General features: G+C 65.9%; 23 protein-coding genes. 7 read left to right on the plus strand and 16 right to left on the minus strand.

Annotated features, from left to right (window positions below):
* Window positions 1–83: 83 nt before the first annotated feature.
* Entirely contained in the window at window positions 84–989 is a 906-nt protein-coding gene (locus M1L58_RS07955) for an alpha/beta hydrolase (protein WP_248658468.1), read from the minus strand.
* Window positions 990–1,015: 26 nt separating this feature from the next.
* Complete coding sequence (locus tag M1L58_RS07960; protein ID WP_248658469.1) at window positions 1,016–2,071, minus strand: LLM class flavin-dependent oxidoreductase; 1,056 nt, start codon at window positions 2,069–2,071, stop codon at window positions 1,016–1,018.
* A gap of 354 nt (window positions 2,072–2,425) precedes the next feature.
* On the opposite strand from M1L58_RS07960, the gene M1L58_RS07965 reads away from it, so the two are divergent.
* Window positions 2,426–3,280, plus strand: a complete 855-nt coding sequence (locus M1L58_RS07965; RefSeq protein WP_248658583.1) for a mycofactocin-coupled SDR family oxidoreductase — start codon at window positions 2,426–2,428, stop codon at window positions 3,278–3,280.
* A gap of 83 nt (window positions 3,281–3,363) precedes the next feature.
* On the opposite strand, the gene M1L58_RS07970 is transcribed toward M1L58_RS07965, so the two are convergent.
* The 11 genes from M1L58_RS07970 to M1L58_RS08020 are packed head-to-tail and all read right to left on the minus strand — an operon-like array spanning window position 3,364 to window position 13,145.
* Entirely contained in the window at window positions 3,364–4,395 is a 1,032-nt protein-coding gene (locus M1L58_RS07970; RefSeq protein WP_248658470.1) for an NAD(P)-dependent alcohol dehydrogenase, read from the minus strand.
* A gap of 54 nt (window positions 4,396–4,449) precedes the next feature.
* Window positions 4,450–4,878, minus strand: coding sequence for a MaoC/PaaZ C-terminal domain-containing protein (locus M1L58_RS07975; RefSeq protein WP_308221795.1), 429 nt, complete (start codon window positions 4,876–4,878; stop codon window positions 4,450–4,452).
* The gene (locus M1L58_RS07980) at window positions 4,875–5,363 is read right to left on the minus strand and encodes a hypothetical protein (RefSeq protein ID WP_248658472.1); all 489 of its coding nucleotides are present in this window, start codon (window positions 5,361–5,363) and stop codon (window positions 4,875–4,877) included. The genes M1L58_RS07975 and M1L58_RS07980 overlap by 4 nt, the downstream gene beginning before the upstream one ends.
* A 28-nt stretch (window positions 5,364–5,391) precedes the next feature.
* A complete protein-coding gene (locus M1L58_RS07985) occupies window positions 5,392–6,150 on the minus strand; it encodes an SDR family NAD(P)-dependent oxidoreductase (RefSeq protein WP_248658473.1) in 759 nt (252 codons plus the stop codon).
* Window positions 6,150–7,271, minus strand: a complete 1,122-nt coding sequence (locus M1L58_RS07990) for an acyl-CoA dehydrogenase family protein (RefSeq protein WP_248658474.1) — start codon at window positions 7,269–7,271, stop codon at window positions 6,150–6,152. The genes M1L58_RS07985 and M1L58_RS07990 overlap by 1 nt, the downstream gene beginning before the upstream one ends.
* The gene (locus M1L58_RS07995) at window positions 7,268–8,449 is read right to left on the minus strand and encodes an acyl-CoA dehydrogenase family protein (protein WP_248658475.1); all 1,182 of its coding nucleotides are present in this window, start codon (window positions 8,447–8,449) and stop codon (window positions 7,268–7,270) included. Before M1L58_RS07995 ends, M1L58_RS07990 begins: the two co-directional genes overlap by 4 nt.
* The gene (locus tag M1L58_RS08000; protein ID WP_248658476.1) at window positions 8,449–8,922 is read right to left on the minus strand and encodes a Zn-ribbon domain-containing OB-fold protein; all 474 of its coding nucleotides are present in this window, start codon (window positions 8,920–8,922) and stop codon (window positions 8,449–8,451) included. The genes M1L58_RS07995 and M1L58_RS08000 overlap by 1 nt, the downstream gene beginning before the upstream one ends.
* Window positions 8,919–10,097 (minus strand): thiolase family protein, encoded by a 1,179-nt coding sequence (locus M1L58_RS08005; protein WP_248658477.1) that lies wholly within the window; start codon window positions 10,095–10,097, stop codon window positions 8,919–8,921. Before M1L58_RS08005 ends, M1L58_RS08000 begins: the two co-directional genes overlap by 4 nt.
* On the minus strand, window positions 10,097–11,224 hold the full coding sequence (locus M1L58_RS08010) for a hypothetical protein (protein ID WP_248658478.1): 1,128 nt from the start codon (window positions 11,222–11,224) through the stop codon (window positions 10,097–10,099). The genes M1L58_RS08005 and M1L58_RS08010 overlap by 1 nt, the downstream gene beginning before the upstream one ends.
* Window positions 11,221–11,967, minus strand: coding sequence for an SDR family oxidoreductase (locus M1L58_RS08015; RefSeq protein ID WP_248658479.1), 747 nt, complete (start codon window positions 11,965–11,967; stop codon window positions 11,221–11,223). Before M1L58_RS08015 ends, M1L58_RS08010 begins: the two co-directional genes overlap by 4 nt.
* Entirely contained in the window at window positions 11,967–13,145 is a 1,179-nt protein-coding gene (locus M1L58_RS08020) for a thiolase family protein (protein ID WP_248658480.1), read from the minus strand. Before M1L58_RS08020 ends, M1L58_RS08015 begins: the two co-directional genes overlap by 1 nt.
* Before the next feature lie 341 nt (window positions 13,146–13,486).
* Between M1L58_RS08020 and M1L58_RS08025 the strand changes: the two genes are divergently transcribed.
* The 5 genes from M1L58_RS08025 to M1L58_RS08045 all read left to right on the plus strand — a co-directional run bounded on the left by M1L58_RS08025 (window position 13,487) and on the right by M1L58_RS08045 (window position 20,282).
* Window positions 13,487–14,995: an acyl-CoA synthetase gene (locus tag M1L58_RS08025; protein ID WP_248658481.1), complete on the plus strand. Its 1,509-nt coding sequence runs from the start codon at window positions 13,487–13,489 to the stop codon at window positions 14,993–14,995.
* A gap of 97 nt (window positions 14,996–15,092) precedes the next feature.
* Window positions 15,093–16,808: a dihydroxy-acid dehydratase gene (gene ilvD / locus M1L58_RS08030; RefSeq protein ID WP_248658482.1), complete on the plus strand. Its 1,716-nt coding sequence runs from the start codon at window positions 15,093–15,095 to the stop codon at window positions 16,806–16,808.
* Window positions 16,809–16,886: 78 nt separating this feature from the next.
* Window positions 16,887–18,722 carry a hypothetical protein gene (locus tag M1L58_RS08035; protein ID WP_248658483.1) on the plus strand — a complete coding sequence of 612 codons (1,836 nt, stop codon included), beginning with the start codon at window positions 16,887–16,889 and terminating at the stop codon, window positions 18,720–18,722.
* Window positions 18,719–18,958: a hypothetical protein gene (locus M1L58_RS08040; protein WP_248658484.1), complete on the plus strand. Its 240-nt coding sequence runs from the start codon at window positions 18,719–18,721 to the stop codon at window positions 18,956–18,958. The genes M1L58_RS08035 and M1L58_RS08040 overlap by 4 nt, the downstream gene beginning before the upstream one ends.
* Entirely contained in the window at window positions 18,933–20,282 is a 1,350-nt protein-coding gene (locus tag M1L58_RS08045) for a hypothetical protein (protein ID WP_248658485.1), read from the plus strand. The genes M1L58_RS08040 and M1L58_RS08045 overlap by 26 nt, the downstream gene beginning before the upstream one ends.
* Before the next feature lie 83 nt (window positions 20,283–20,365).
* Here M1L58_RS08045 and M1L58_RS08050 read toward each other — a convergent pair whose 3' ends face one another.
* Window positions 20,366–20,950, minus strand: a complete 585-nt coding sequence (locus M1L58_RS08050; RefSeq protein ID WP_248658584.1) for a hypothetical protein — start codon at window positions 20,948–20,950, stop codon at window positions 20,366–20,368.
* Between the two features lie 230 nt (window positions 20,951–21,180).
* On the opposite strand from M1L58_RS08050, the gene M1L58_RS08055 reads away from it, so the two are divergent.
* Window positions 21,181–22,032, plus strand: coding sequence for an SGNH/GDSL hydrolase family protein (locus M1L58_RS08055; protein WP_248658486.1), 852 nt, complete (start codon window positions 21,181–21,183; stop codon window positions 22,030–22,032).
* Between the two features lie 12 nt (window positions 22,033–22,044).
* Here the strand turns inward: M1L58_RS08055 and M1L58_RS08060 are convergent, their stop codons facing one another.
* Together M1L58_RS08060 and M1L58_RS08065 are read right to left on the minus strand one after the other, a co-directional pair.
* The gene (locus tag M1L58_RS08060) at window positions 22,045–22,638 is read right to left on the minus strand and encodes a class I SAM-dependent methyltransferase (RefSeq protein WP_248658487.1); all 594 of its coding nucleotides are present in this window, start codon (window positions 22,636–22,638) and stop codon (window positions 22,045–22,047) included.
* A 46-nt stretch (window positions 22,639–22,684) separates the two neighbouring features.
* A complete protein-coding gene (locus M1L58_RS08065; RefSeq protein WP_248658488.1) occupies window positions 22,685–23,848 on the minus strand; it encodes a MalY/PatB family protein in 1,164 nt (387 codons plus the stop codon).
* Window positions 23,849–24,018: the final 170 nt, after the last annotated feature.

Raw genomic sequence — 24,018 nt, forward strand, 5'->3', positions numbered from 1 at the left:
TCTAGCTCTGGCCGGAGACCGCCCTGCAACAGTCGAACTAGATCGGCCCCGAACCCTTGTGGATTCGGGGCCGATCTTCGTGGTCAGACCTGCGCCGGCGAGGAGGCCAGGTGCTTGTGCAAGAACGCGCCCAACCTGTCTGTCGAATCCTGCGCCTGCGGGAGGAAACTGAAAAGCGGCCAGATGTGGATCATCTCCTCACCGATCTCGAGCTCCACGTCCACCCCGGCGTCCCGGAGCTTCTCCGCTAGCCGGATCGCGTCGTCGTGCAACCCTTCATGGGTGCCGGTGAGCACACGAATCGGAGGCAGACCTTGCAGGTCGGCGTAGAGCGGCGAAGCGAGCGGCGTGTCCTTGGGGTCTTTGCCAGCCAGGTATGCGCCACCCATGGCCTGGACCAGGGTGGCAGCCGGCAGCGGGTCGAGGTGCGCACGTTCGGTCAACGACGAGCCTTCCCCGGCGAGGTCGACGAGCGGCGAGCACGCGACCGCCGCGCTGGGAGCGACGTCGCCGTCATCCCGCAGCTTGACTAATGCGGCGACAACGAGGTTCCCGCCCGCGGAGTCGCCGACGAAAGCGACGCTGCTGACACCGGGCTGTTGCCGAGCCCAGCGGTAGGCGGTGACGACGTCGTCCATCGGGGCGGGGAAGGGGTTCTCCGGCGCGAGTCGGTAGTCGACGACTAGCACGCGAGCGCCCGAGGCCTTGGAGATGCGGTAGCCGAACTCCTGGTAGCCAGTCGCGCTACCCATGCAGAATCCGCCTCCGTGGACGAGGAGAACAACTTTGTCTTGATCCGCTCCCTGGGCGCTCACCCAGTAGGACGGAACCCCGTCGGCGTCGACCGCTTCGACTACGCCGTCGGCCGGGACCTCGAAGTTGGCGAGGACTTCCTCGTAGAGTCGGCGGAAGTCGTCCATGGTGGCTTCCGGCTCGGAAACAAGGTGGCCGAGCAGTTCTCGGGCACGGGTCAGTTCAGGACTTGTCATTGGTTTCTCTCCCTTGAGGATGGTGGTCAGATCTTTTCGAGCTTCGGCTTGACCTCGCGGGTGAAGAGGTCGTAGGAGTCGGCTGCGGCCTGGCCGTGGATGCCGCCGTACTGGAAGACCGAGATGATCTCGTAGTCACCCACGATGGCCTTGCGTTCCTCGTGCTTGGCGATCTGCTCCTCGGGTGTTCCCCAGATCTGTGCGTTGGCGTACACGTCGGCTACCGCCTGGATGCCCATGGCGTCGATCGCTTCCTTGGCTGCAGCGTATGAGGCGTAGCCCTTGGTGTGTTCGAAGTGGCGGCCACCGAACTCGTAGTGCTCGACGCAGGTGATGTAGTAGTTGACGCAGGCCTCGTAGGCGACCTGGCGCGCGTGCTCGGAATCGTTGTGGCAGTAGGTGAGATCGATCATCATCGGCGGCGGTGCTTCACCACCGTGGGTGTCCTTGAAGGCCTTTCGGTAGTCCTCGATCATCGGCATGTGCATGGTTTCCATCGGGCCCTGGATGAAGGCAAGCATGGGTACTCCGAGCTTGCCAGCGGCAATTGCCGAATCGGGGCTCATCGCGACCATGGTCGTACGTCCCTTGAAGGTGCCCAGCGGCTTGGGATGGACCGCGACCTTCTTCTGCTTGTAGAAGGTGCCGTCGTTCTCGACGAAGCCTTCTTCGAGACCGCGGAGGATCATCTCGGCGGCTTCGTCGAACCGCTCGCGTGACTCGTTCATATCCAGGCCGAAGCCTTCGTACTCGCGACGTGCCAAACCGCGGCCCATGCCGAACATTGCACGACCATCCGACAGGTTGTCGAGTAGAGCGATCTTCTCGACGACACGCATCGGGTCATTCCACGGGAGGATGACCGCGGTGGTGTGCATCTTGGCGGTCTTTGTGACCGCGGCGAGGTAGGACAGGAACTGTGTGTTGTCCGGGCACATGGAGTAGCCGGGGTCGAAGTGGTGCTCGACGCAGCCGATGCTTTCGTAGCCATCCTGGTCGGCGCGGATGGACAGCTCGAGCTGGTCCTTGAAGACTTCGTAATCCGGGCGTGCGTTGTTGTAGTTCTGGATCAGGTTGGTCATGTGGACCTTCACGTGCACTCCTAGTAGAGAGTCGGCGCGGACGCCGGGGTTGCTCTGATTTGGCCGCCGCGTGTGGTGATGCGACGAGTGAGGCCGTCTCGCCCGCATTTCTGGGCTGTGATGCCTGTCACTCACTTGGCGGTTCTCAGATTCGCAGCAGATCGAGGGGTCGAGTTGTCCCATCCCGCTACATTTCACAGATCGATCAATTCCGTCAGGCCTGACGGGCGCATCAATGGCCCAGGCGAGGTGTCTCAGAATGCAACACACTCCGTGACTGGCATCACCTTATGGTCGCGATATGGCCTGCACCGCAGGTTCTTTGCCACCATCGGCCACAACAGCAGGGAGTTTATGATGGGAAAACTGACGAACAAGGTCGCGCTCGTCACCGGCGCGGCTCGCGGCCAAGGGCGCGCGCACGCCATCCGACTGGCGCAAGAGGGCGCCGACATCATCGCCGTGGACATCTGCGCACCGGTGGGGACCGCTCCGTATGCGACCGGTGAACTCGACGACCTGGAAGAGACCGCGAGACTCGTTGAAAAGGAAGATCGTCGAATCCTGCATCGACAGGCAGACATTCGCGATCTGGACGGTCTGCAGAGTGTTGTGGCCGATGGCGTGGCCGAGTTCGGAGGCATCGACATCGTCGTCGCCAACGCGGGCATCGCCAGCTACGGCCCGGCATGGGAACTGACCGAGGACCAGTGGCAGGAGATGATCGACATCAACCTAACCGGTACCTGGAAGACCGCCAAGGCGGCGATCCCGTCGATGATCGAGCGCGGCCAAGGTGGGTCGATCATCCTGACTAGTTCGGTGGCCGGCCTGATCGCGTATGCCAACCTCGCTCATTACACAGCAGCGAAACACGGTGTGACAGGCCTGATGAGGGTGTTGTCAGTGGAACTGGCTCCGCACAACATTCGCGTGAACTCGGTGCACCCGACCACCGTCAACACGCCGATGATCAACAACGAGGCCATCTATAACTTGTTCTTCCCTGGCGTCGAGGGCATGGACGAGGCAAAGGCCGCTGAGGGCTTCATCCACATGAACGGGCTGCGGGTGCCATGGGTCGAGCCCGAGGACATCAGCAACGCCGTGCTGTACCTGGCTTCGGACGAGGCGCGCTACGTCACCGGCACCACACACGTCGTCGATGCCGGAGGTACTGCGCCATACCGTATTCCGCATTCGGTCTGACAGACGCACGGATACGGGCTGCGGGTTGGGTACCAGCGGTACCGACCCGCAGCCCGGTTGCTACCGGCGATATCGTCAGAGATTTATGGCACGACGACAGCTCGTCCGAGCACCTCGCCGCGCGCGAGTCGTGCATATACCTCAGCCGCGTCGGCTAGAGGATGGGTCTCCACCTCCACCTGCAGTCGGCCCGTGCGTGCCAGGTCGACGACCTCCCACAGTTCACCTCGGCTGCCCCAGAAAGTGCTGCGCACACTGGCTTCGAATGCTAGGCGTCGGTATCCGACAGGCACTGCGCCGCCGCCCACTCCTACCACGGTGATCTCCGCGTGGGTTCCGGCCACGCGTCCGGCGATCTCGGCTGTGGTTTGGGAACCGACGAAGTCGAAGACCGCGTCGACGCCTCGTCCAGCGGTGATCGAGCGGATGGTCTGTTCCGCTGCGGAATCACCGATGACTACATGGTCGGCTCCCATCGTTCGAGCGAGGTCGAGCTTCTCCGGAGAGATGTCCACGGCGATGACTCTCGCCGCGCCTAGTGCGCGGATGATCTGGATGGCAATGTGCCCCAGTCCGCCGACTCCGATCACGAGGGCGAATGAGCCGGCACCCAGGCGGGGGAGGGCTCGTTTGACTGCGTGATATGACGTCAGACCGGCATCGGTGAGAGCCACCGCTTGGATGGGATCGAGATCGCCGAGGGGGATCAGGTGTCGCTCGCTGTCGACCAGGAGGTATTCCGCCATGGCACCGTCGACAGCGATCCCCGGTGGACGTACGCCGTCAGGGTGTGTGCAGTAGTTCTCCCGGCCGTAGGAACACTCGTGGCACACTCCACATCCCCACGGCCCGTAGACGAGCACCGGTGTACCGAGTTTGAAGTGCTCGACGCCCGGACCAACAGCGGCGACGGTGCCAGCAGCCTCGTGCCCGAGAGTCATCGGCAAGGGCCCGAAGCGGTAGTCGGCGGCGGATGCTTCGATGATGTGCAGATCGGAGTGACAGACACCTGCGGCGGTCACCTGCAACACAACCTGGCCGGGACCCGGTGTCGGCCGGGCTATGTCGACGATCTCTAGCGGAGCACCGATGTCTCGGTACTGCAGAGCGCTCATCGTCTGCGACATATCGCTCGCCCCTTTCCTTGCGTATTCGAAACCGGTGTGCCCTCACCAGGCAACGACCGCGGTCCCTCCGATGGCGACCACTGCACCGACGTCATCTGCTCGCCGCGCCCAGATCTCGCACTCGACCAAAGTCTCGTCGCCGACGCTCTGCACGCCGATGACGGTGCCGCCCAGCTCCACGGAGTCTCCGGCGAAGACGTTGGAGTTGAAGCGGCACGCGATGCTGCGTACGGACGACCGTGAACCGGTCCACCGGGTCAACAGGTTGATGACGTAGGCCATCGTCACGCCCCCCTGATTGACGTAGCGGTCGCCGAGGCCGGCGGCACGCACCGCATCGGTGTCGAAGTGAATCGGGTTGGGGTCACGAAGGATCAAAGCCATGATCTTGATTTTGTCTGCGCTGATGTCATCGACCCGAAAGCTCGGGACCTCGTCGCCCACCGCGGGCAGTGCTGCGTGGCCCATCATGCCTCCCGCTTGAAGATGTAGCCGGTCACGATGTCGCCGACTACCTTGCCGTCCAGGTCGGCGTGGACGATCGTGTCGATGGTGACGAAGTCGAGGACCCCGCCTGCCCGAGATGTTTTCCTCGAGACCGGCCGCACCTTCGCGCTCACCGTGAAGGTGCGGCCGATTGATAACGGACGGTGTTGGTTCAGTTCACACGTGCCGAACAGCAGTGTGTCTTGAGGGCGCTTCGCCGCGAGGTCGCACAACTCGTTGACGCTGATTCCCATCCCGCGCAACGCCAGGATCAGCAGCCACAAGGGGTGTGCGTGACCGGAGTCATCGGCCTCTGCCTCGAGGGCGTAATCCGCGAGTGCACTCTCGTACTCTTCGAGCGTCAGCGACGCCCCCGGGAGTTGCCGTCCGTCGAGGGTATCCGCGAGTTGCTCGATCGGGATCAGTGGAGCAACGCGGGTCGCCGATCGGTCGTTCACAGTATCGGTCATGAGATCAAGTCCTCTGTGCGGTAACGGATCAGAAGATCGTGTATCCGCCGTCGACAACGATTTCGTTGCCCGTGTGGAAGGTCAGCGCAGGGTCGGCGAGGAACGCGGCGACCTCGTGGAACTCTTCGGGTTCGGCCCACCGGCGAGCCGGGGTCCGCCCGGTGGTCGCGCGAACAAACCTTTCGTCGGCTTGCAGATGTTCGTTCATCGATGTCTTGGTCCAACCAGGGATGAGGATGTTGCAGCGCACCCGATAACGGGCGAGCTCGACGGCAAGAGTCCGTCCCAGCCCGACCAATCCTGTCTTACTCGCTGCGTATGCCGCCATCCCCGTGCCGCCGTAGCGACTGATTGTGGAGGACACGACAACCATCGAACCCCCGGAATCCTGAGCGATGAATTGGCGTGCGGCCTCGCGGGTGCACAGAAACGACCCGTCGAGATTGGTTGCAAGGACGCGCCGCCACGTGTCTAGCGACATCTCGGCCAGCGGTTCTTCCACGGAGATACCGGAGTTGGCGACAAAACATCCCAACGGCCCGAGGGTCTCGACGGTGCGGACCATGGCTTGGGTGACCGCGTTCTCGTCGGTGACGTCGCAACCCACCCCCAACGCCTTCACACCGAGGCTCTCGAGTTCGGCGACGGTGTCAGCTGTTCGATCCGGATTACGCGCCCACACAGCGATGTTCGCGCCCGCATGGGCCATGCCCACGGCCAGCGCGCGACCGATCCCGTTGTTGCCGCCGGTGACGACGGCGGTCATACCGTTCAGGTCGATGGCCATCAGTTCGCTCCTGGTGCGGGAAGGTCGACGAGGGTGGCCAGCGCGCTGCGATGCCAGTCCGCTGTGCCGAGTCCGATGGCGTCGGCCTTGGCGCGCTTGAGGAACAGATGCGCGGGGTGTTCCCACGTGAAGCCGATGCCACCGTGGAGCTGAATGCATTCCTCGGCTGCTTGCTGTGCCACCTCAGAACAGATGGACTGCGCGAGCGCCACGGCGATCGCCAGGTCAGGGGAGTCGGTCGCGGCGCACTCGGCGGCGTAGCGTGCCACGGCGCGTGCCTGGGTGATCTGCACCCACAGGTCGGCCAGTCGGTGCTTCAGCGCCTGGTAGGACCCCAGCAGTCTGGCGAACTGGCGACGGGTCGCGAGATACTCCACCGTCAAGTCCAGGCACCGTTCGGCGAGTCCGAGTTGTTCGGCGGCCAGCAGCGTCGCTCCGATGTGCAGTGCCCGCACCAGCGCGGCGTCGAGGACGTCGCCGGCTTCGGCGATGAGGGTGGCCTGTGCGCCCTCGAAGGTCACGTCGGACAGCGGGCGGGTCATGTCCAGGGACACGATCTCGTCGACGCGAACACCCTCCGCCGCGGTCTCGACTGCAAACAGGCCGTCCGCGGTTGGCACCAGCAACACGTCCGCCACCCGCGCGTCGGCGACGCCGGTCACGTTGCCGCGCAGTCGGTCGTCGGAGACTGTCACCGCATGCTCGACGGCCCGGGGCGCGTGGGCGAAGGGGATTGTGAGTGCGATTGTCTGCTCACCTGCGGCGAGCCGGCTCAGGAAGTCCTCGGCGCGTAGCTCCAGCAGCAGCGCGGTCGCGATGCCGGCTGATCCGAGGAACGGGATGGGAGCCACCGCGCGTCCCAGCTCCTCGGCGACGACAGCTGCCTCGCGCCAGCTACCTCCGGCGCCACCGAGATCCTCCGGTATCGGCATGGCAGCGACGCCGACCTCGGTGGCCAATGTCTTCCACAGCGCGGTGTCGACGGTGTCGGGGGATTCGGTGCGGGACAACACCGCTGTCCATTCGCACTTCTTGTCCAGCAGCGAGCGCACGCTCTCGCGGAGGTCGTCTTCGATCTCGTTGTAGAGCAGGTCACCGGTCTCTGGCGTGGTGATGGTCAACGGGGTAGGTCCTTCCACGGCGTGTCTTTGTCTGCGCGGGGTTCGGCCGGTAGATGCAAGACGCGCTCGGCGATGATGTTGCGCATGATCTCCGAGGTACCGCCCTCGATCGAGTTGCCTTTGGCGCGCAGGAAGCGCCAGCCCGCGGGACTCTCCGCATGGGTGACGATCACCGGACGGCGAGCCGAGTAGTCGGTGTAGCGGAGGCTCTCGGCCCCGAGCAGCTCCAGCTCGAGTGAGGCGATCTGCTGGTTGAGTCGCGCGTAGGCGATTTTGGAGCCGGACCCCTCGGGACCCGGCTGGCCGGCAGCCTGTTGCTGACCGAGTCGTTCGGCGGTGATCCTGGCGGCTTCGGCCTCCACCCAGAATCGCAGGACCCGGTCGTGCAGTCCGTGGGTTCGCAACTCGGGACGCTCTCGCCACACCTTCGTCAATTCACCGATCGCGCCGCTCTCGCGGGGCACGGTGCCGGCCGCGATGGCCACGCGCTCGTTCATGAGGGTGTTCTGCGTGACCGCCCAACCCTGGCCGATCTCTCCGAGCCGTTGGTCGTCGGGGATCGACACGTTGTCGAGGAAGACTTCGTTGAACTCGCTCTCGCCGGTGATCTGGCGCAGCGGCCGCACGTCGACGCCCTCGGCGTTCATGTCACAGACGAAGAACGTCAGGCCCTTGTGTTTGGGCTGGCCGGGATCGGTTCGGGTGACGAGGATCGCCCACGACGCGTCGTGGGCAAGCGAAGTCCAGACCTTCTGTCCGTTGACGACCCAGGAGCCGCCGGACTGTTTGGCGCTCGTCGCGACGTTGGCCAGGTCCGAGCCCGCGCCGGGTTCACTGAAGAGCTGGCACCAGATCTCCTCGCCGGTCCACAGCGGGCGCAGCCATCGTTTCTGTTGGTCTTCGGAGCCGAACCGCAGCAGGGTGGGCGCGGCCATGCCGAGTCCGATGATGTTGCGGTGCGGCTCATTTGTCGGTGCGCCGGCCTCGGCGAGCAGACGATCCACAGCGGGTTGCAGTGTGCGGTCCCACCCGTGGCCGCCGAGACCTTCGGGGTAGTGCACCCACGCCAGACCGGCATCGAATTGAGCCCGCAGGAACTCCAGCCGGTCAGTAGACGCGGGATCGTGTGCCGCCAGGAAGTCTTCGACCGCCGTGGTGATCGTGGTGAGGTCGGTCATCAGATTTGCTCGAAGTGTGCGATGTCGAGGATCTGACCGGTGCGCTCCTCCGCCCACACCGCACGCACCCGGGTGCCGGGCGGGAGCTGCTCGGCGACCGCGGCGGGGTCGGATAGGTCGAGACCGCTGACGTAGTGCATCAGCAGCGTGCTCGCGCCGTCGAGTCGGATGCCGGCGATTGCGTAGGGAGGCTTGGGGCCGCCGCGGAAGCCGTGCCATGCGACGGTGAACACCTCGACCTCACCTTCGGGCGGGAGTTCCTGCCACTGGTCGGTGGCGACGAAGCAGGATTCGCAGTAGGCCTGCGGCGGGACGAACACACGCGAGCATTCCGGGCACGAGTTGGCCAGGATCTGCTTGTCGGTGAGGCCCTGCATGAACCGGCCCCACGTGCGGCCCAGATGCACGTCGTAGTCCAGATCCCAGTGGACCCGCTGAGTGGTGATCGTCCGCGGGGTGGTGTCGATGGTCATGAGCGCTCGTGCCTTTCCAGTACAGCCAGATTCTCGAATTGGAAGAAGGTGCCGCCGGTGCCGTGAGCCAGACCGCGTCGTGCGCCGGCGACCTGCATGGCCTCGGGAGGGTCGCCCATCAATTGCAGCGCGACGTACACGTACGGGGCGAGTTCGCCAGCGACACCTGCGTTGGTGCACAACGGTCCGCCGGACAGGTTCACCGGGATCTGCCCGTCGATGCGGGTGGCCCCGGACCGCAGCAGATCGATACCACCGCCAGGGGGTGCAAAACCCAACGCCTCGAGCTGCATGGGCTGCATCGGGGCGTAGGGGGAGAAGACCTCGACCACATCGAAATCGGCGAGGGGATCGCGAATGTCGGCCATTCGGTAGACTTTTCGGGCCAGGATGGCGAGGTTCTCCATGGCCGCGAAGTCGCTCTTGCCGCCACCGAGGTAGGGGTCGCTGCTGGTGGCCATCGCCCCGATGAGTACTGGGGTGGGGCGCACGTCGGCGATGGCGTCCTCGGAGCAGATGAGCAGCGCGTTCGCCGACGTGGACACTGGACACACCATCGCCATCGTCATCGGGCTCGACAGCGGTCGCGAGGAGACGACATCGTCGATGGTGACCGTGTTCCTCAAGTGCGCGAACGGGTTTCGTGAGGCGTGCTCGTGGTCCTGCACTGCGCTGAACGCGAAGTCCTCCACGGTGGCGCCGTACCGGCGCTGGTAGGCACTGGGGTAGAACGCGCCCATGTGGTAGGCCCCCATGCCCAGGGGCTGTTCCACGACCATCGGCGAGTTGGTGTTGATCGCCGACTGCAGATCGACGGCGCCGAAAAACGTTGGGCCACCGATACACAAGACTCGATGTCGGTCACCCGCTCGTACCTGACGGGCAGCGACCTGCATCAGGTTGCCGCCCGTCGTGCCGCCGGTGTTCACGACCGACACGGGGAGGTCCGTTCCGAGTCCGAGTCGCCGGACCAGGTGCTTGGCGCCGAGGACCGTACCCTCGAAGCCGTCGATGTTGCCGATGACGAGCCCGTCAAGTGCTGCCGGTGTGATTCCCGCGTGGTCAAGGGCACCCCACACCGCCTGCTGGACCAACTCGACGTCCGACGACGTCTGCTTACGCGGCGAGGTGGCCTCGGTGATCCCGACGCCGCCGATGAACGCACGTGTTGTCATCAGATTCCCTCCACGACCAACACCGTGGTGGTGTCGGCGATCGGACCGGTCAGCGGGTCGTTGGAATGCGAGACCCCGACGGTCGCATCGGTGTCTTCGAGCGCGTGGACGACTTCGAGCAACCGGAGCGCCCCGTTGGCGACGCCGGGGTAGGAACTACGCACTCCGCCTGAAGGGTTCACCGTGATGGACTCGCCGAGCTCGAGAGCGTCCAGCACGGGCCGGTGCATCGCCGGAGATGCTGCGGTGACCTCGGCTACCTGGATCTGGTCGGCGACGTCAGTGACGCCGGCTCGTCGATAGGCCTCGCTCGCAGCACGTCTCGCCGGAGCGGCGGGATCGCTCAACCACGAGGGACTCGCGGTCGTGTCACCCGTGGACTGTCCCCAGCCGGTGAGCACCGCACGAGGATTGCGGGAACGCCGCGCGCGGGCGAGTGACCCGAGCACGACCGCGATCGCTCCGGTCGAGTCCGCCGGCAACATCAGCTCGGTGAGAGGGCCGTTGATGTGGTCGGCGGCCAGCACGTCGGCTGCTGACACCGCGCGGCTCCGAACGGCGCGGGCGGACCCAGCGCCGCGGGTGATCTCCTCGGCCGACAACGCCGCAAGCGCCTCACGGTCGACATGACCGTGGCTCAGCGCATGTACCGCATGCATTCCGAAGGCGACCTCGGAAGTGAGGGCCACGGGCCTGTCGAAGTGTGGTTCGAAGCCGTAGTTCGAGATCTGCTGGACGAAAGCGCGTCGATCGGCCGCCGACACCTCGGGGTTGTAGACCCCGACGGCTACCACGACGTCGGCGTCGTTGGCGGCGATCGTCTGGGCGGCGGCGACGATGGCCTGACCGGCGTCTCCCTCGAGGCGATACGACTGACCGAGGTAGCCACCCGAGGCGGCGTTGGTCAGGCCGCTGGAGATACTGCGGCCGTCGTAGATGTCCATCGATGCAGTGATCGACAGGTCGACCTCCTGCTTCCGGATGCCGGCCTCCTTCAACGCGCGCGAGACGGCGTCGAAGACGAGTTCATCGAGAATGGCATCGGATTCCACGACGAGGTCGGTGGTGGCCAGGCCGAGGATCGGAACCGGGTCGATTGCGGCCGCGGACGGGTTGAGTCTGGTCACATCGACACCCCGCCGTCTACGGGCAGCACGACGCCGGTGACATAGGCCGCCTGCTCGGACGCCAGGAAGCCAACTGCCGGTGCCATTTCCGCGGCGTCGGCGAAGCGACCGACCGGAACGCTCGCGGTCATCTCCGCCAGTTTGTCCGCCGGCACGGCTGCAACCATCGCCGTGGACGCGTTGGGCGAGATGGCATTGCAGGTGATGCCGAATCGTGCGACTTCCTTGGCCACGGTCTTGGTGAACGCGATGATGCCACCTTTGGCTGCCGCGTAGTTGGCCTGACCGATGTTGCCGTGCATACCGGTATAGGAGGTGACGTTGATGATGCGTCCCGCACCGGCAGCGCGCATGTGCGGAACGACGGCGCGCGTAACCATGAAGGTGCCGGTCAAGTGGACGTCGAGGACCGAACGCCATTGATCGTCGGTCAGCTTCCACACCACCGCGTCGCGCGCGATTCCCGCGTTGTTGACGACGACATCGACGCCGCCGGCCCACGCGACGACGCCGTCGATCGCCGCCGCGACCGCGTCTCCGTCGCTGACGTCGACCGCCGCGGTGTGCACATTGTCGACACTGCCCCACGCCTTGTCGAGCAGAGCGGCGTCATAGTCGAGGACGGCGACCTTGGCGCCTGCGTCGCGGAAGTAGGAGACGATCTCGTAGCCGATTCCCTGCGCGCCGCCGGTGACGACGACCGTCGAGCCGGCGAAGTCGGGTTGGATTTTGCCGATGGTCATCAGAGCCTCTCGATGATCGTCGCGTTGGCCATCCCGCCGCCTTCACACATCGTCTGCAGCCCGTAGCGTCCGCTGGTGGCCTCCAGGTGATTGACCAGGGTGGCGAGCAGTCGGATGCCCGATGCGCCGAGCGCGTGTCCGAGGGCGATGGCGCCGCCGCGGGGGTTCAGCTTCTCGGGGTCGGCCTTCAGATCCTGTTGCCAGGCCAGCGGCACCGGCGCGAACGCTTCGTTGACCTCGTAGGCGTCGAAATCGTCGATTGACATACCTGCGCGGGCGAGAACCTTCTCGGTCGCGGGGATGACGCCGGTCAGCATCAGCAGCGGATCGCTGCCCGTGACCGCGAAGTCGGTGAACCGCGCACGCGGGGTGAGGCCGAGTTCGGAGGCCTTCTTCTCGCTCATGATCAGGACCGCCGACGCGGCGTCGGTGAGCGGCGAGGAGTTGCCGGGGGTGATGCTCCAGTTGATCTCCGGGAACCGCTTGTGCAGCTCATCGTTGGCGAATGAGGGCTTGAGCCCACTCAGTCCCTCGACGGTCGTGGATGCGCGGATGGTCTGGTCGACATCGTGAACGCGGCCGTCGACGGTGATCGGAATGATCTCGTTCTTGAAGCCGCCGGCTTCGGTGACCTGCGCGGCCAGCTGATGCGAGCGGGCCGAGTACTGGTCCAGGGCTTCGCGGTCGATGTTCCACCGAGCAGCGATCAGTTCTGCTGAGACACCCTGTCCGATCAGGCCGTCGGGGTAGCGCGCGGCGAGCGGTGCGCGGTTGGGGTCCTGATCGACCGAGCTGTAGCCCATCGGCACTCGGCTCATCGACTCCACACCACAGGCGACGACGATGTCGTAGGCACCGGCGATTACACCCTGTGCGGCGAAGTGGACGGCTTGCTGGCTGGAACCGCACTGCCGGTCGACGGTCGTACCCGGGACTGATTCCGGAATGCCTGCAGCCAGGATGGCTGTCCGGGCAATGTTGAGGGCCTGTTCACCGGCCTGCGATACGCAACCGGCGATGACGTCGTCAATCGTCGCCGGATCAAGGTCGTTGCGCTCCAACAACGCTCGTAGTGTTTCGGCGAGCAAGTTCACCGGGTGAATCTGCGATAGCGCTCCGCCAGGCTTACCCTTGCCGGACCCTGTTCGAACGATATCGACGATCACTGCTGACCCCATGTGGCCAAATCTCCCGTTCATGTTTGGGGCCAAGCGGCCCACGAGTACATCTGTGGCGCCAACGCTAAGAAAAGAAAGCCATACAGCGGTGTCGCAATGCGCAACACAAACGTGTCGCAAGTTCGCTGTTCCGGTCGCCAACCGGTTATCTGTGTGAGGCGCCGCGTACGCACAGTCCTGGCGTGGGACGTGCGTCGAGATAGACCGCCAGGTACCGCGCCGGTCACCCCGGCGCGGTACCTGGGGTCTCGTCCACCGGCGCCTTGCCCACACCAACATCCGTTGACGAGGAACGGGGTGCGTGCCACGACGCTCCGCTCAACCGTCATTCTGTTGATGTGATGACCCCCACTTCGAACACCGTCGACGGAGTGCTGCGCCGCACTGCCGCGAGATTCCCCGACCGCGCCGCCCTCCATTTCGGCGACGACACCCTGACCTACCGCGAGCTCGACGACGCCGTGACCCGCGCCGCCGGTCACCTCCTCTCCCTCGGTCTGACCAAGGGTGATCGCGTGGCCGGTTACGGCACCAACTCGCACGCCTACGTGATCGGTTATCTCGCCGCGGCGCGTGCCGGGCTCGTCCACGTACCGATCAACTACGCCCTGCGCGCCGGCGAACTGAGCTACCTGCTCGAGCAGTCCGGCGCCCGGGCCGTTCTCGTCGACCCGGCTCTCACCGAGAACCTCGACGCCGTCATCGACGTCGTACCGGCCGAGTTCGTGCTCCCCCTGCGCGACGCCGACGATTCACTGTTCGCGATCGCAACCACGGGAGACGTTCCCGCACTCGACGTCTCGGTCGAGGACACCGACCTCGTGCAGTTCCTCTACACCTCGGGCACGACGTCAAAGCCCAAGGGCGCCATGATGACCCATCGTGCCCTGATCCACGAGTACACCTCGTCGATCATCGCGCTGGATCTCAAGTCCGATGACAATCCCCTCATCTGCATGCCGCTGTACCACTCGGCAGGCATGCACGTCTTCATGGTTCCGTACCTGGCGGTCGGCGCCACGATCCGGTTGATGCCCGCACCCGACATCCCCGAGATCCTGCGTCTCGTGGAGGAACACAAGATCGGTTCGTTGTTCCTGGCGCCGACCGTGTGGGTGCCGCTGGCCGCGCACCCCGACCTCGAGACCCGCGACCTGTCGTCGCTGCGCAAGGCACAGTACGGCGCGTCGATCATGCCGGTCACCGTCCTGCAGCGCCTCCGCGAGCGCTACCCCGACCTCGGCTTCTACAACTGCTTCGGTCAGTCCGAGATCGGTCCGCTGGCAACGGTTCTCCGCCCCGAGGAGCACGACGCCCGACCCGCTTCGTGCGGACGGCCGGTGTTCTTCGTCGAGACCCGCGTCGTCGACGCCGACGGCAACGACGTGCCGGTCGGTGAACCCGGCGAGATCCTGTACCGCTCGCCGCAGCTGTGCCAGGGCTACTGGGACAACCCGACCGCCACCGAAGAGGCCTTCCGAGACGGCTGGTTCCACTCCGGCGACCTCGTCACGCGCGACGAGGAGGGTTACGTCACCGTCGTCGACCGCATCAAGGACGTCATCAACACCGGCGGCATCCTCGTCGCCTCGCGCGAGGTCGAGGACGCGATCTACACCCACGACGCCGTGGCCGAGGTCGCCGTCATAGGCACCCCGGACGACAAGTGGATCGAGGCGATCACCGCAGTCGTCGTGCTGCGCGCCGAGGCGGTCGTCACCGAGGCCGAGCTGATCGACCACGTCAAGCAGCGGCTCGCGCCGTTCAAGGTCCCGAAGCTGGTGAAGTTCGTAGAGGAACTGCCGCGCAACCAGAGCGGAAAGCTGCTCAAGCGCGAACTGCGCGCCTAGAAACATCTGGTGTTCATCGAGATCAGGTTGCGTTTCAGCCCGTTCGGCGAGATGAAACGCAGCCTGATCTCGTCTGCGGACCACTACCGTGGACCACATGACCGAGCGCACCAGCACAGGCAACGACGTGGACATCAAACCTCGCAGTCGCGACGTCACCGACGGCCTGGAGAAAACCGCCGCCCGCGGCATGCTCCGCGCGGTGGGCATGGGCGACGACGACTGGGTGAAACCCCAGGTCGGTGTCGGGTCGTCGTGGAACGAGATCACCCCGTGCAACCTCTCCCTCGACCGTCTGGCCAAGGCCGTCAAGGACGGAGTCCACGAAGGCGGCGGTTATCCGCTGGAGTTCGGCACCATCTCGGTCTCCGACGGCATCTCCATGGGCCATGAGGGCATGCACTTCTCGCTGGTCTCCCGCGAGGTGATCGCCGACAGTGTCGAGACCGTGATGAGCGCGGAACGCCTCGACGGCTCGGTCCTGCTCGCCGGCTGCGACAAGTCCCTGCCCGGCATGCTCATGGCCGCCGCCCGCCTCGACCTCGCCTCGGTGTTCCTCTACGCCGGGTCCACGCTGCCCGGATACGCGACGCTGTCCGACGGCTCGGAACGTCAGGTCACCATCATCGACGCCTTCGAGGCGGTGGGCGCGTGCTCCCGCGGACTCATGAGCCGCGAGGACGTCGACACCATCGAACGCGCCATCTGCCCGGGTGAGGGCGCCTGCGGCGGTATGTACACGGCGAACACGATGGCGAGCGCCGCCGAGGCACTCGGGATGTCACTCCCCGGGAGCGCCGCTCCCCCCGCCCCGGACAAGCGTCGCGACCAGTTCGCGCGGCAGAGCGGTGCGGCCGTCGTCGAGATGCTGCGTCGCGGGATCACCGCCCGCGACATCATGACCCGCGAGGCCTTCGAGAACGCGATCGCCGTGGTGATGGCGTTCGGCGGGTCCACCAACGCGGTGCTCCACCTTCTCGCCATCGCCAACGAGGCCGAGGTCGAACTGACGCTGGACGACTTCATCAGCGTCGGCGCCCGCGTCCCCCACCTCGCCGACGTCAAACCGTTCGGCCGGCACGTGATGACCGATGTCGACCGCATCGGCGGTGTGCCGGTGGTGATGAAGGCGCTGCTCGACGCCGGGCTGCTGCACGGTGACTGCCTGACGGTGACCGGCAAGACGGTCGCGGAGAACCTCGCGCACATCGCGCCGCCGGATCCCGACGGGCAGGTCCTGCGGGCCACCAAGTCACCCATCCATCCGACCGGCGGCATCACCATCCTCAAGGGCTCGCTGGCCCCGGAGGGTGCGGTGGTGAAGTCGGCCGGGTTCGACTCCGACGCATTTGAAGGCACCGCAAGGGTTTTCGACCGCGAGCGCGCTGCGATGGACGCCCTCGAAGACGGCACGATCACCGCCGGCGACGTCGTCGTCATCCGCTACGAAGGCCCCAAGGGCGGACCGGGCATGCGCGAGATGCTGGCCATCACCGGCGCCATCAAGGGCGCCGGCCTCGGCAAGGACGTGTTGCTGATGACCGACGGCCGGTTCTCCGGCGGCACCACCGGACTGTGCGTGGGTCACGTCGCGCCCGAAGCAGTCGACGGCGGACCGATCGCCCTGGTCCGCGACGGTGACCGCATCCGGCTCGACGTCGGACGCGGCCTCCTGGACCTGCTGGTCGACGACGCCGAACTCGAAGCCCGCGCCAAGGAGTTCACTCCCCTGCCGCCGCGGTACACCCGCGGGGTTCTGGCGAAGTATTCGAAGCTGGTCACGTCGGCGTCGCAGGGTGCCGTCTGCCGCTGACACGCGTTGCGCGCAGATCGTGCGCGCAGGTTTGACCAAGCCCTCCCGGGACATGGATGAAATGTGCATACTTCGTTCATGACAACAAGCGATGTCACGAACCTCCACCTCGCCGCGGAAGGCGGAGGGGCGGCACTCGACCAGGTGTTCCTGATGTCGGCAGTGGCCGCGGTGGTGTCGATCGGGCTCCTCTGGATCGGGTACCTGCACCGGACACGGAAGATCACCTGGCTGACCACCCTCTCGGAGTGGGCAGCCCGGCGCGTCAACCGACCGCCATGGGCGGCCTTGCCGATCTTCCTGTTCACCAGCACGATCATCTGCGCCCTGTTCGGCTTCCTGTGGGACGTCAGCCTGCACATCGGTGACGGTCGCGACGAGGGACCCCTCGCCAACCCGGCGCACTACTTCATCCTGGTCGGCCTGTTTCTGTTGTTCATCTCCGGCATGCTGTCGGTCTTCCTGCCCTTCGACAAGCCCGGCGCCTCCGCCATCCGGATCACCCGGCACTGGTACGCGCCGGTCGGCGGAATCCTGTTGGCGGGCTGCGGCTTCTACGCCCTGGTCGGCTTCCCCCTGGACGACGTCTGGCACCGCATCTTCGGCCAGGACGTCACCCTCTGGGGTCCGACGCACCTGATGCTGATCGGCGGTGCCGGGCTGTCGCTCATCGCGGTCGTCATCCTCGACCGCGAGGGCAGGGCCGCGATGGGCCCTGACCTCCCACCGGACGGACGCGGGCAATGGATCGTCCGCTGCCTGGCCTTCGGCGGTCTGGTCATCGGCATGTCGGTCTTCCAGATCGAATACGACTTCGGCGTCGAGCAGTTCCGGTTGGTGCTACAGCCGATGATGATCGCCGGTGCCGGGGCGTTCGCGCTGGTCGCCGCCCGGATCAGTCTCGGACCGGGCAGTGCGCTCGTCGCCGCGGTCTTCGCGATCCTGTTGCGCGGCGTCGTCGCGGTCGTCGTCGGTCCCGCGCTCGGCGCGCCGATCAACGTGTTCCCCCTGTACCTGGGCGCAGCCGTGGTCATCGAGCTGCTCGCGCTGACGCCGCTGTTCAAACGTCGTGTGCTCTACGGCGCGGTGGCGGGCCTGGGCGTCGCGACCGTCGGCCTCTGGATCGAATCCTGGTGGATCGCGGCGGCTTACCCGTTCCCGTGGGTGACCGGCATGTGGGGCGAAGCGCTGGCCATGGCCATCCCGGTGGGCGTGGTCATGGGGCTGTGCGGTGCGCTGCTCGGCACCGTCTCCGTCGGTGAACGCCTGCCACGACGCTGGATCAGCATCACCGCCGTTGTGCTCTCTGTGCTGGTGGTCGGCGGTGCCGTCGCGAACGGTCTGCGGGTCTCGGTACCGGCCGACATGACGGCCCGCGTCGTCCTGACCCCGGCCGGGCCCAACGCCGCGGCCGACCAGAACGTGACGGCCGAGGTCTACCTAGACCCGTCCGATGCGATCAGCGGCGATCCGGAGTGGGTCACGTTGATGTCCTGGCAGGGCGGCACCGACAACGACCGCGGCATCGTCATCGACCGGCTCGAACGTGTGGGCCCCAACCACTTCCGGTCCACCGAACCGATGCCCGTCTCGGGATCATGGAAGACGATCCTGCGCGTACAGGATGGGACCACGATGGCCGGGGTGCCGGTCTATCTGCCGGCCGATCCCGCGATCGGCGCAGAAGGTGAGCCGGCGCAACTGACATCGACGAAACCGTTCGTCGCGGAGATCTCGATCCTCCAGCGCGAGCGCACGTTCGACTACCCGTCATGGCTGTTCGGCGTCGCCTCGCTGGTGGTGCTGGTGTGCACACTGCTGCTCATCACCGCGTTGTCGTGGGGCGCCGGGCGGGTCAACTCCCGCGAGACGACCACGAGCGCGCGAGAACACGAATTGCAATCACAACCATGATCACCACCGGACCGGATGTGGTGGTCCACCACCTCGCCACACATCCCCTGATCCTGGCGCTGCCCGCCGTGATCCCGGCGTTCATCCTGGTGGGCGTCATCGTCGCGATCGCAATCCACGACCGTCGTCGGGGCGATGACGAGGACACCCTCGATTCCGAGAGCCCCACCGATCCCGACCACACCGTCCCACCCACCCGGAACGAGGCCGATGCCCCCGACCGTGAGGCCGACTGAAACCCTGCTCGCCCACGGTCTGGGCGGTTCGGAGTACCTGCCGGTCCCGCTGACCACTGTGCTGATCGCCGGCGCCTGGGCATTGACGATTTCGTTCGCGGTTATCGCATTCGCCTGGCGCACACCGCGGTACGGGCAGGGCGACGCCGGGCGCGAACTGCCGTCGTGGGTGACGGCGCTCGTAGACAACTCGTGGGTTCGAGGCGTGATCTCCGTCGCCGCCCTGGTACTGACACTGTGGCTGGTGCTCGCCGCGTTCGGTCCTGACACCGACGAGAATCCGCTTCCCGGTGCGTTCTACGTGCTGCTGTGGGTCGGGATGACGGTGCTGTCAGCGTTGGTCGGTCCGGTCTGGCGGCTCCTGTCGCCGATCCGCACCGTGCTGCGCGTCGTCGGTGCCGTCCTCGGCCCCCGAGTTGTCGGATGGAAGGCCTATCCCCGACGTCTGGGTTGGTGGCCGGCCGCGTTCGGCCTGTTCGCCTTCGTCTGGCTGGAACTGGCCTCCCCGGAGCCGGGATCAGTGGCGGCCGTGCGGTTCTGGTTGCTGTTCTACGTCGTGATCACACTCGTCGGCGGCTTCGTCTGTGGACTGCGGTGGGCTGACAACGCCGACCCGTTCGCGGTGTACAGCACCGTGGCCTCCCGACTCGCACCGTTCGCGAAGAACGCCGACGGCAGGGTGATCGTGCGCAGTCCGATGAACTCGCTGACCACGCTGCCGGTCCTGCCCGGAACCGTCACCGTCCTGGCGATCCTGCTGGGGTCGACCGCTTTCGACAGCTTCTCGGCGATCCCGCTGTGGCAGGAGTTCGTCGACGAGCGCGCCGACGGAAGCCAGATGGTCACGACGCTCCTCTCAACCGCCGGTCTGCTCGTGTTCATCGGCGTGGTCGTGGTGACTTTCTGGTCGGCCGCCCGCGCCGTCGGCGGGGTGTCACCCGATCTCCGGCGCCGGCTGCCCGGACTGATGGCGCACTCGCTCATCCCGATCGTGATCGGGTACATCCTCGCCCACTATCTGCAGTCCCTCGTCGAACAGGGGCAGGAAGCGCTCCTGGCTCTCGGCGATCCGCTGGGGCGGGGCTGGAACCTGTTGTGGCTGAGCGATTCCCACCCGGTGTACATCATGTCCGATCACCCGACGTTCACCGTGACGCTGAAGGTGCTCTTCGTCGTCGGCGGACACATGATGGGAGTCGCCGCGGCCCACGACGCCTCGCTGCGACTACTTCCCCGACGGCATCAGCTGACCGGCCAGCTCACCATGATGGTGACGATGGTCTGCTACACCTTCCTCGGGCTGTACCTGCTGTTCGGCGGGTAGAGCGACCCCAGCTCGAGATCAGATTGCGTCGTGTCGCGGTAGGCGCGACAGAACGCAATCTGGTCTCCGTCGGCAACGAGTAACTAGAGGCTGAGCGAGCCGAAGTCCAGCCCACCGCTCGAGCTGCGGCAGCCTTCGACGACCAGTTTCTGCGGTGCGGGTAGTTGATCTGCGGTCTGGGGCCCGGTCTTGATCCGGAACCAGATCGTCTTCGTTCCCTCCGCCGACGGCTCGGGCGCACCGGTCACCGTCTTGAGGTCGATCGTCCGCTGTGTGACGAACCCGTCGGGTTGCGCGTTCCGGCTGTAGAGATTGCCGTTGCCCCAGCCGTCGACCCCCGGACCGAGGCCCGAGGCCAACGGCGGATCGCCCACCCAGCGCGCCATCGGCCACTGAATTCCTGAGGACTCATGCCACGGGGCCGGCATCTCGGCCGGGATGGTCGTCGCGTTCACCATGGCCGGGTCGTTCTCCTGCTCGAACCACCAATCCGGCTGGAAAAAGGTCGAATTCGTGAAGTTGGTGACCTTGATGGTCGCCGTGCAGTCCCCGTTGTTGACCCCCGGCAGGATCAGTCCACCCGCATCTTCGGCGAATGCTGCTCCGGCGCCGGTCATTCCGCCCGCCATCACGCCTGTCGCCAATACCGTCGCGCACAGGGCGCGCACTGATGATTTATTCAAGAAACCTCCCCGATAGGGACGCAGGAACGTCGTCGGTTGAATCCCACTGCGCCAACGTCACGGTAAATCGAACGTAAAGTCCGATGTGCCGTGTTCAGCGTTTACCTCTGATCAAGTGACAAAGTCCGACTTGCTTGATGTCGAGGACATCTCGGTTCACTCACGAAGCAGTCACCGCGAGTTCACTCCAGTACGCAGACGGTCACTCTCGACCCATGCGTCTACGTCGCCGAACAACAACACTCGCCCTTGCGTTGGCCTCCGTGGCCGGACTGATAGCCGGAGCAACCGCGGTCGCGCTCGCCGATGACCCCACCGAATACGTCGCCCTCGGCGCGTCGTTCTCGGCCGGCGCGGGGATTCCCCCGTCGGCAGGAGGACCGAGCGGATGTGGGCGGTCCACGAAGAACTTCCCGAACCTGGTCGCCGACGCGGAGGGCTTTCGGCTCAAGGACATGAGTTGCGGTGGTGCCCAGACCCGGCACCTGACGACGAGCCAGACCGCCGGTCAGCCACCGCAATTCGACGGTCTGAGTTCGACGACGGATCTCGTCACCATGCAGATCGGCTACAACGACGGAAATGTGTACTCGGGCAGCATCGCCGACTGCTCGCAAACGGCTTCGGGCAGTTCGCAGCTCGCACCGTGTGAGGCGCGGACCCTCGGTCGGTACTCCGCGGAGATCCAGGTGACGGCCGCCAACATCGCCACCGCGATCGCCGGGATCAAGAGCCGCGCGCCCTCCGCGAAGATCCTCGTCGTCGGATATCCGGCGGTGTACCCGAAGCAGGGCAACTGTCCCGGCCGAAACCCGTTCTCCGCCGGGGACACCGCGTTTCTCGACCGCCTCGAGGTCGAATTGAACACCATGCTGAAGACCCAGGCCCAGTTGGCCAACGTCGATTTCGTCGACACCTATGGCCCCAGCGTCGGGCATGACTCGTGCAAGTCCCAGTCGACGAGGTGGGTGGAGCCGTACACGAATCCGGTCGCTGCGATACGCCTTCATCCGAACGCGAAGGGCCACCAGCAGGTCGCGAACGCGGTGCGCGCCGCACTCGACTGACCTGCGCCGGCATTACTGGTGGGCTCGTCGTGCACGGAACACCACGTCGTGTGTGTGGTGCCCTCCGCCGGCCGCCTTGCCGCGTTCACGCGTGTCGTCGGTGATGATCTCCCATCCCGCGTCCAGGAGGTCGGCGAAACCGCCGGGCTGGACGTAGTCGTCGGGATCGAACCCGTGTGCCCGCACGCCTTCCGGCGCATGGGCGACGACGAGCAACGAACCTCTCGGCCCGACCGCGGCGACGAGTTTTCGCGCGACCTCGATGTCCTCGACAGGGATCGGGAAGTAGTGCAGCGCGACGAGTCCGTAGTCGCCGCCGGGAACGGGATCGAGGACGAGGTCGGCGTGTGTCCAGGTGATCGGCAGATCGCCGCTGATCTCGCGCGCCCGGTCGAGCGCCACCTGTGAGATGTCGACCGCGGTCACCTGCCAGCCGCGTTTCGCCAGCCAGCGGGCGTCGGCACCCTCCCCCGAACCGACGTCCAGCGCGGTGGTCGGCGGAAGGCCTTCGGTCTCGGTGATCAGCGCGGGATTGACGTCCGCGGTCCACAGTCTCTCGGCATTGCCGTATCGCTCGTCCCACTCGGCTGCCCGGTCGTTGTCCATTCTGAGATTCATAGCAGCCGACCGCGGCAGCAGGCGCGGTTTCGAGTTAGGAAACAGGTGGATTGGCGACGACGCGGGCGATCCGTTCGACCGCCTCGGTCAGCACCTCCGGCGAACACGCGACGTTCAACCGTGCGAAGCCCGCTCCCTGCGCGCCGAATGCCGGCCCGTAGTGCAACGCGACCCTTCCGTGCTCGAGGATCGGCAGCCCGGGGTTGTCGCCGAGTCCGGCGTCGCGGAAGTCGAGCCAGGCCAGGTACGACGCATTCGGCCGCCGATAACCGACGCCCGGTAGATGTCCGGCCAGGAGCTGATCGAGCAGGTCGAGACTCTCGCCGATGACCTCCAGGGTGGCGTCGAGCCAGTCGTCGCCCCGAGCGAAGGCGGCCTCGGTGGCGGCGCGGCCGAGGATGGACGTGCGGTACTGCACCTCGTCGGGCTGACGCGCGACGATCCCCCGGCCCGTGTCCGAGGTGGCCACCGTCAACGCGCACTTGGCCCCCGCCAGGTTGAAGGCCTTGCTGGCCGAATGAGCGGCGATGCCGACCTCACGGGCGACGTCACTCACTGCGAGGAACGGGACGAACCCGACGCCGGGATGCACCAGCGGCGCGTGGATCTCGTCACTGACGACCGTCGCACCGTAGGACGCCGCGAGGTCGGCCAGCCGCGTCAGGTCGGACGCGTCGTGGACCAGGCCCACCGGATTGTGCGGGTGACACAACAGAACTGCCCGCGCACCCGCCTTCAACGCCGCCTCGATGCCGTCGAGATCCATCCGCCACCCGGGATCGTCGAGCAACGGCACCTCGACGACGGTTCCGCCGGCCTCCGGGATCAGCTCGAAGAACGGCGGATACACCGGCGGCATCAGGATGACGCCGTCACCCGGACGTATTGCCGCCCGCAACGACTCGACGATCACGACGCTCACATCGGTGGTCAGCGTGACATCATCCGCGCTCAGCTGCCAGTTCCACCGCCGCTCCGCGAAACCCGCGAAAGCCGTTCCCACGCCGCCCGAATCGCCGGCGTAACCGACGTCCGACGCCCGGATGCGGTCGATCATCGCCTCCGCGACCACAGGTGCGAGCTGGTAGTCCATCTCCGCGATGAACAGCGGCAACACGTCGTCGGGGTGGGTCGACCATTTCGAGCTGGTGCGGCGCCGGAGTTCGTCCAGCGACGGTGCGGCGGGTCTGGGTGTCACAGGCTCTTTGGTACCAGCTTCGTACAGCCACCACCGACCGACACCTACATCGTCGGCGAACATCCGATCCGTGCTCGGCTGCCCATTGACGCTGGCAGTCGCCGATCAACGGAATTGTTACAGCAGTAAAAACTCCTGCGAATGCTATTGCCGACAGCAAGCTCATGTAG

This window comes from Gordonia sp. C13, from assembly GCF_023218005.1.
Lineage (GTDB): Bacteria > Actinomycetota > Actinomycetes > Mycobacteriales > Mycobacteriaceae > Gordonia > Gordonia namibiensis.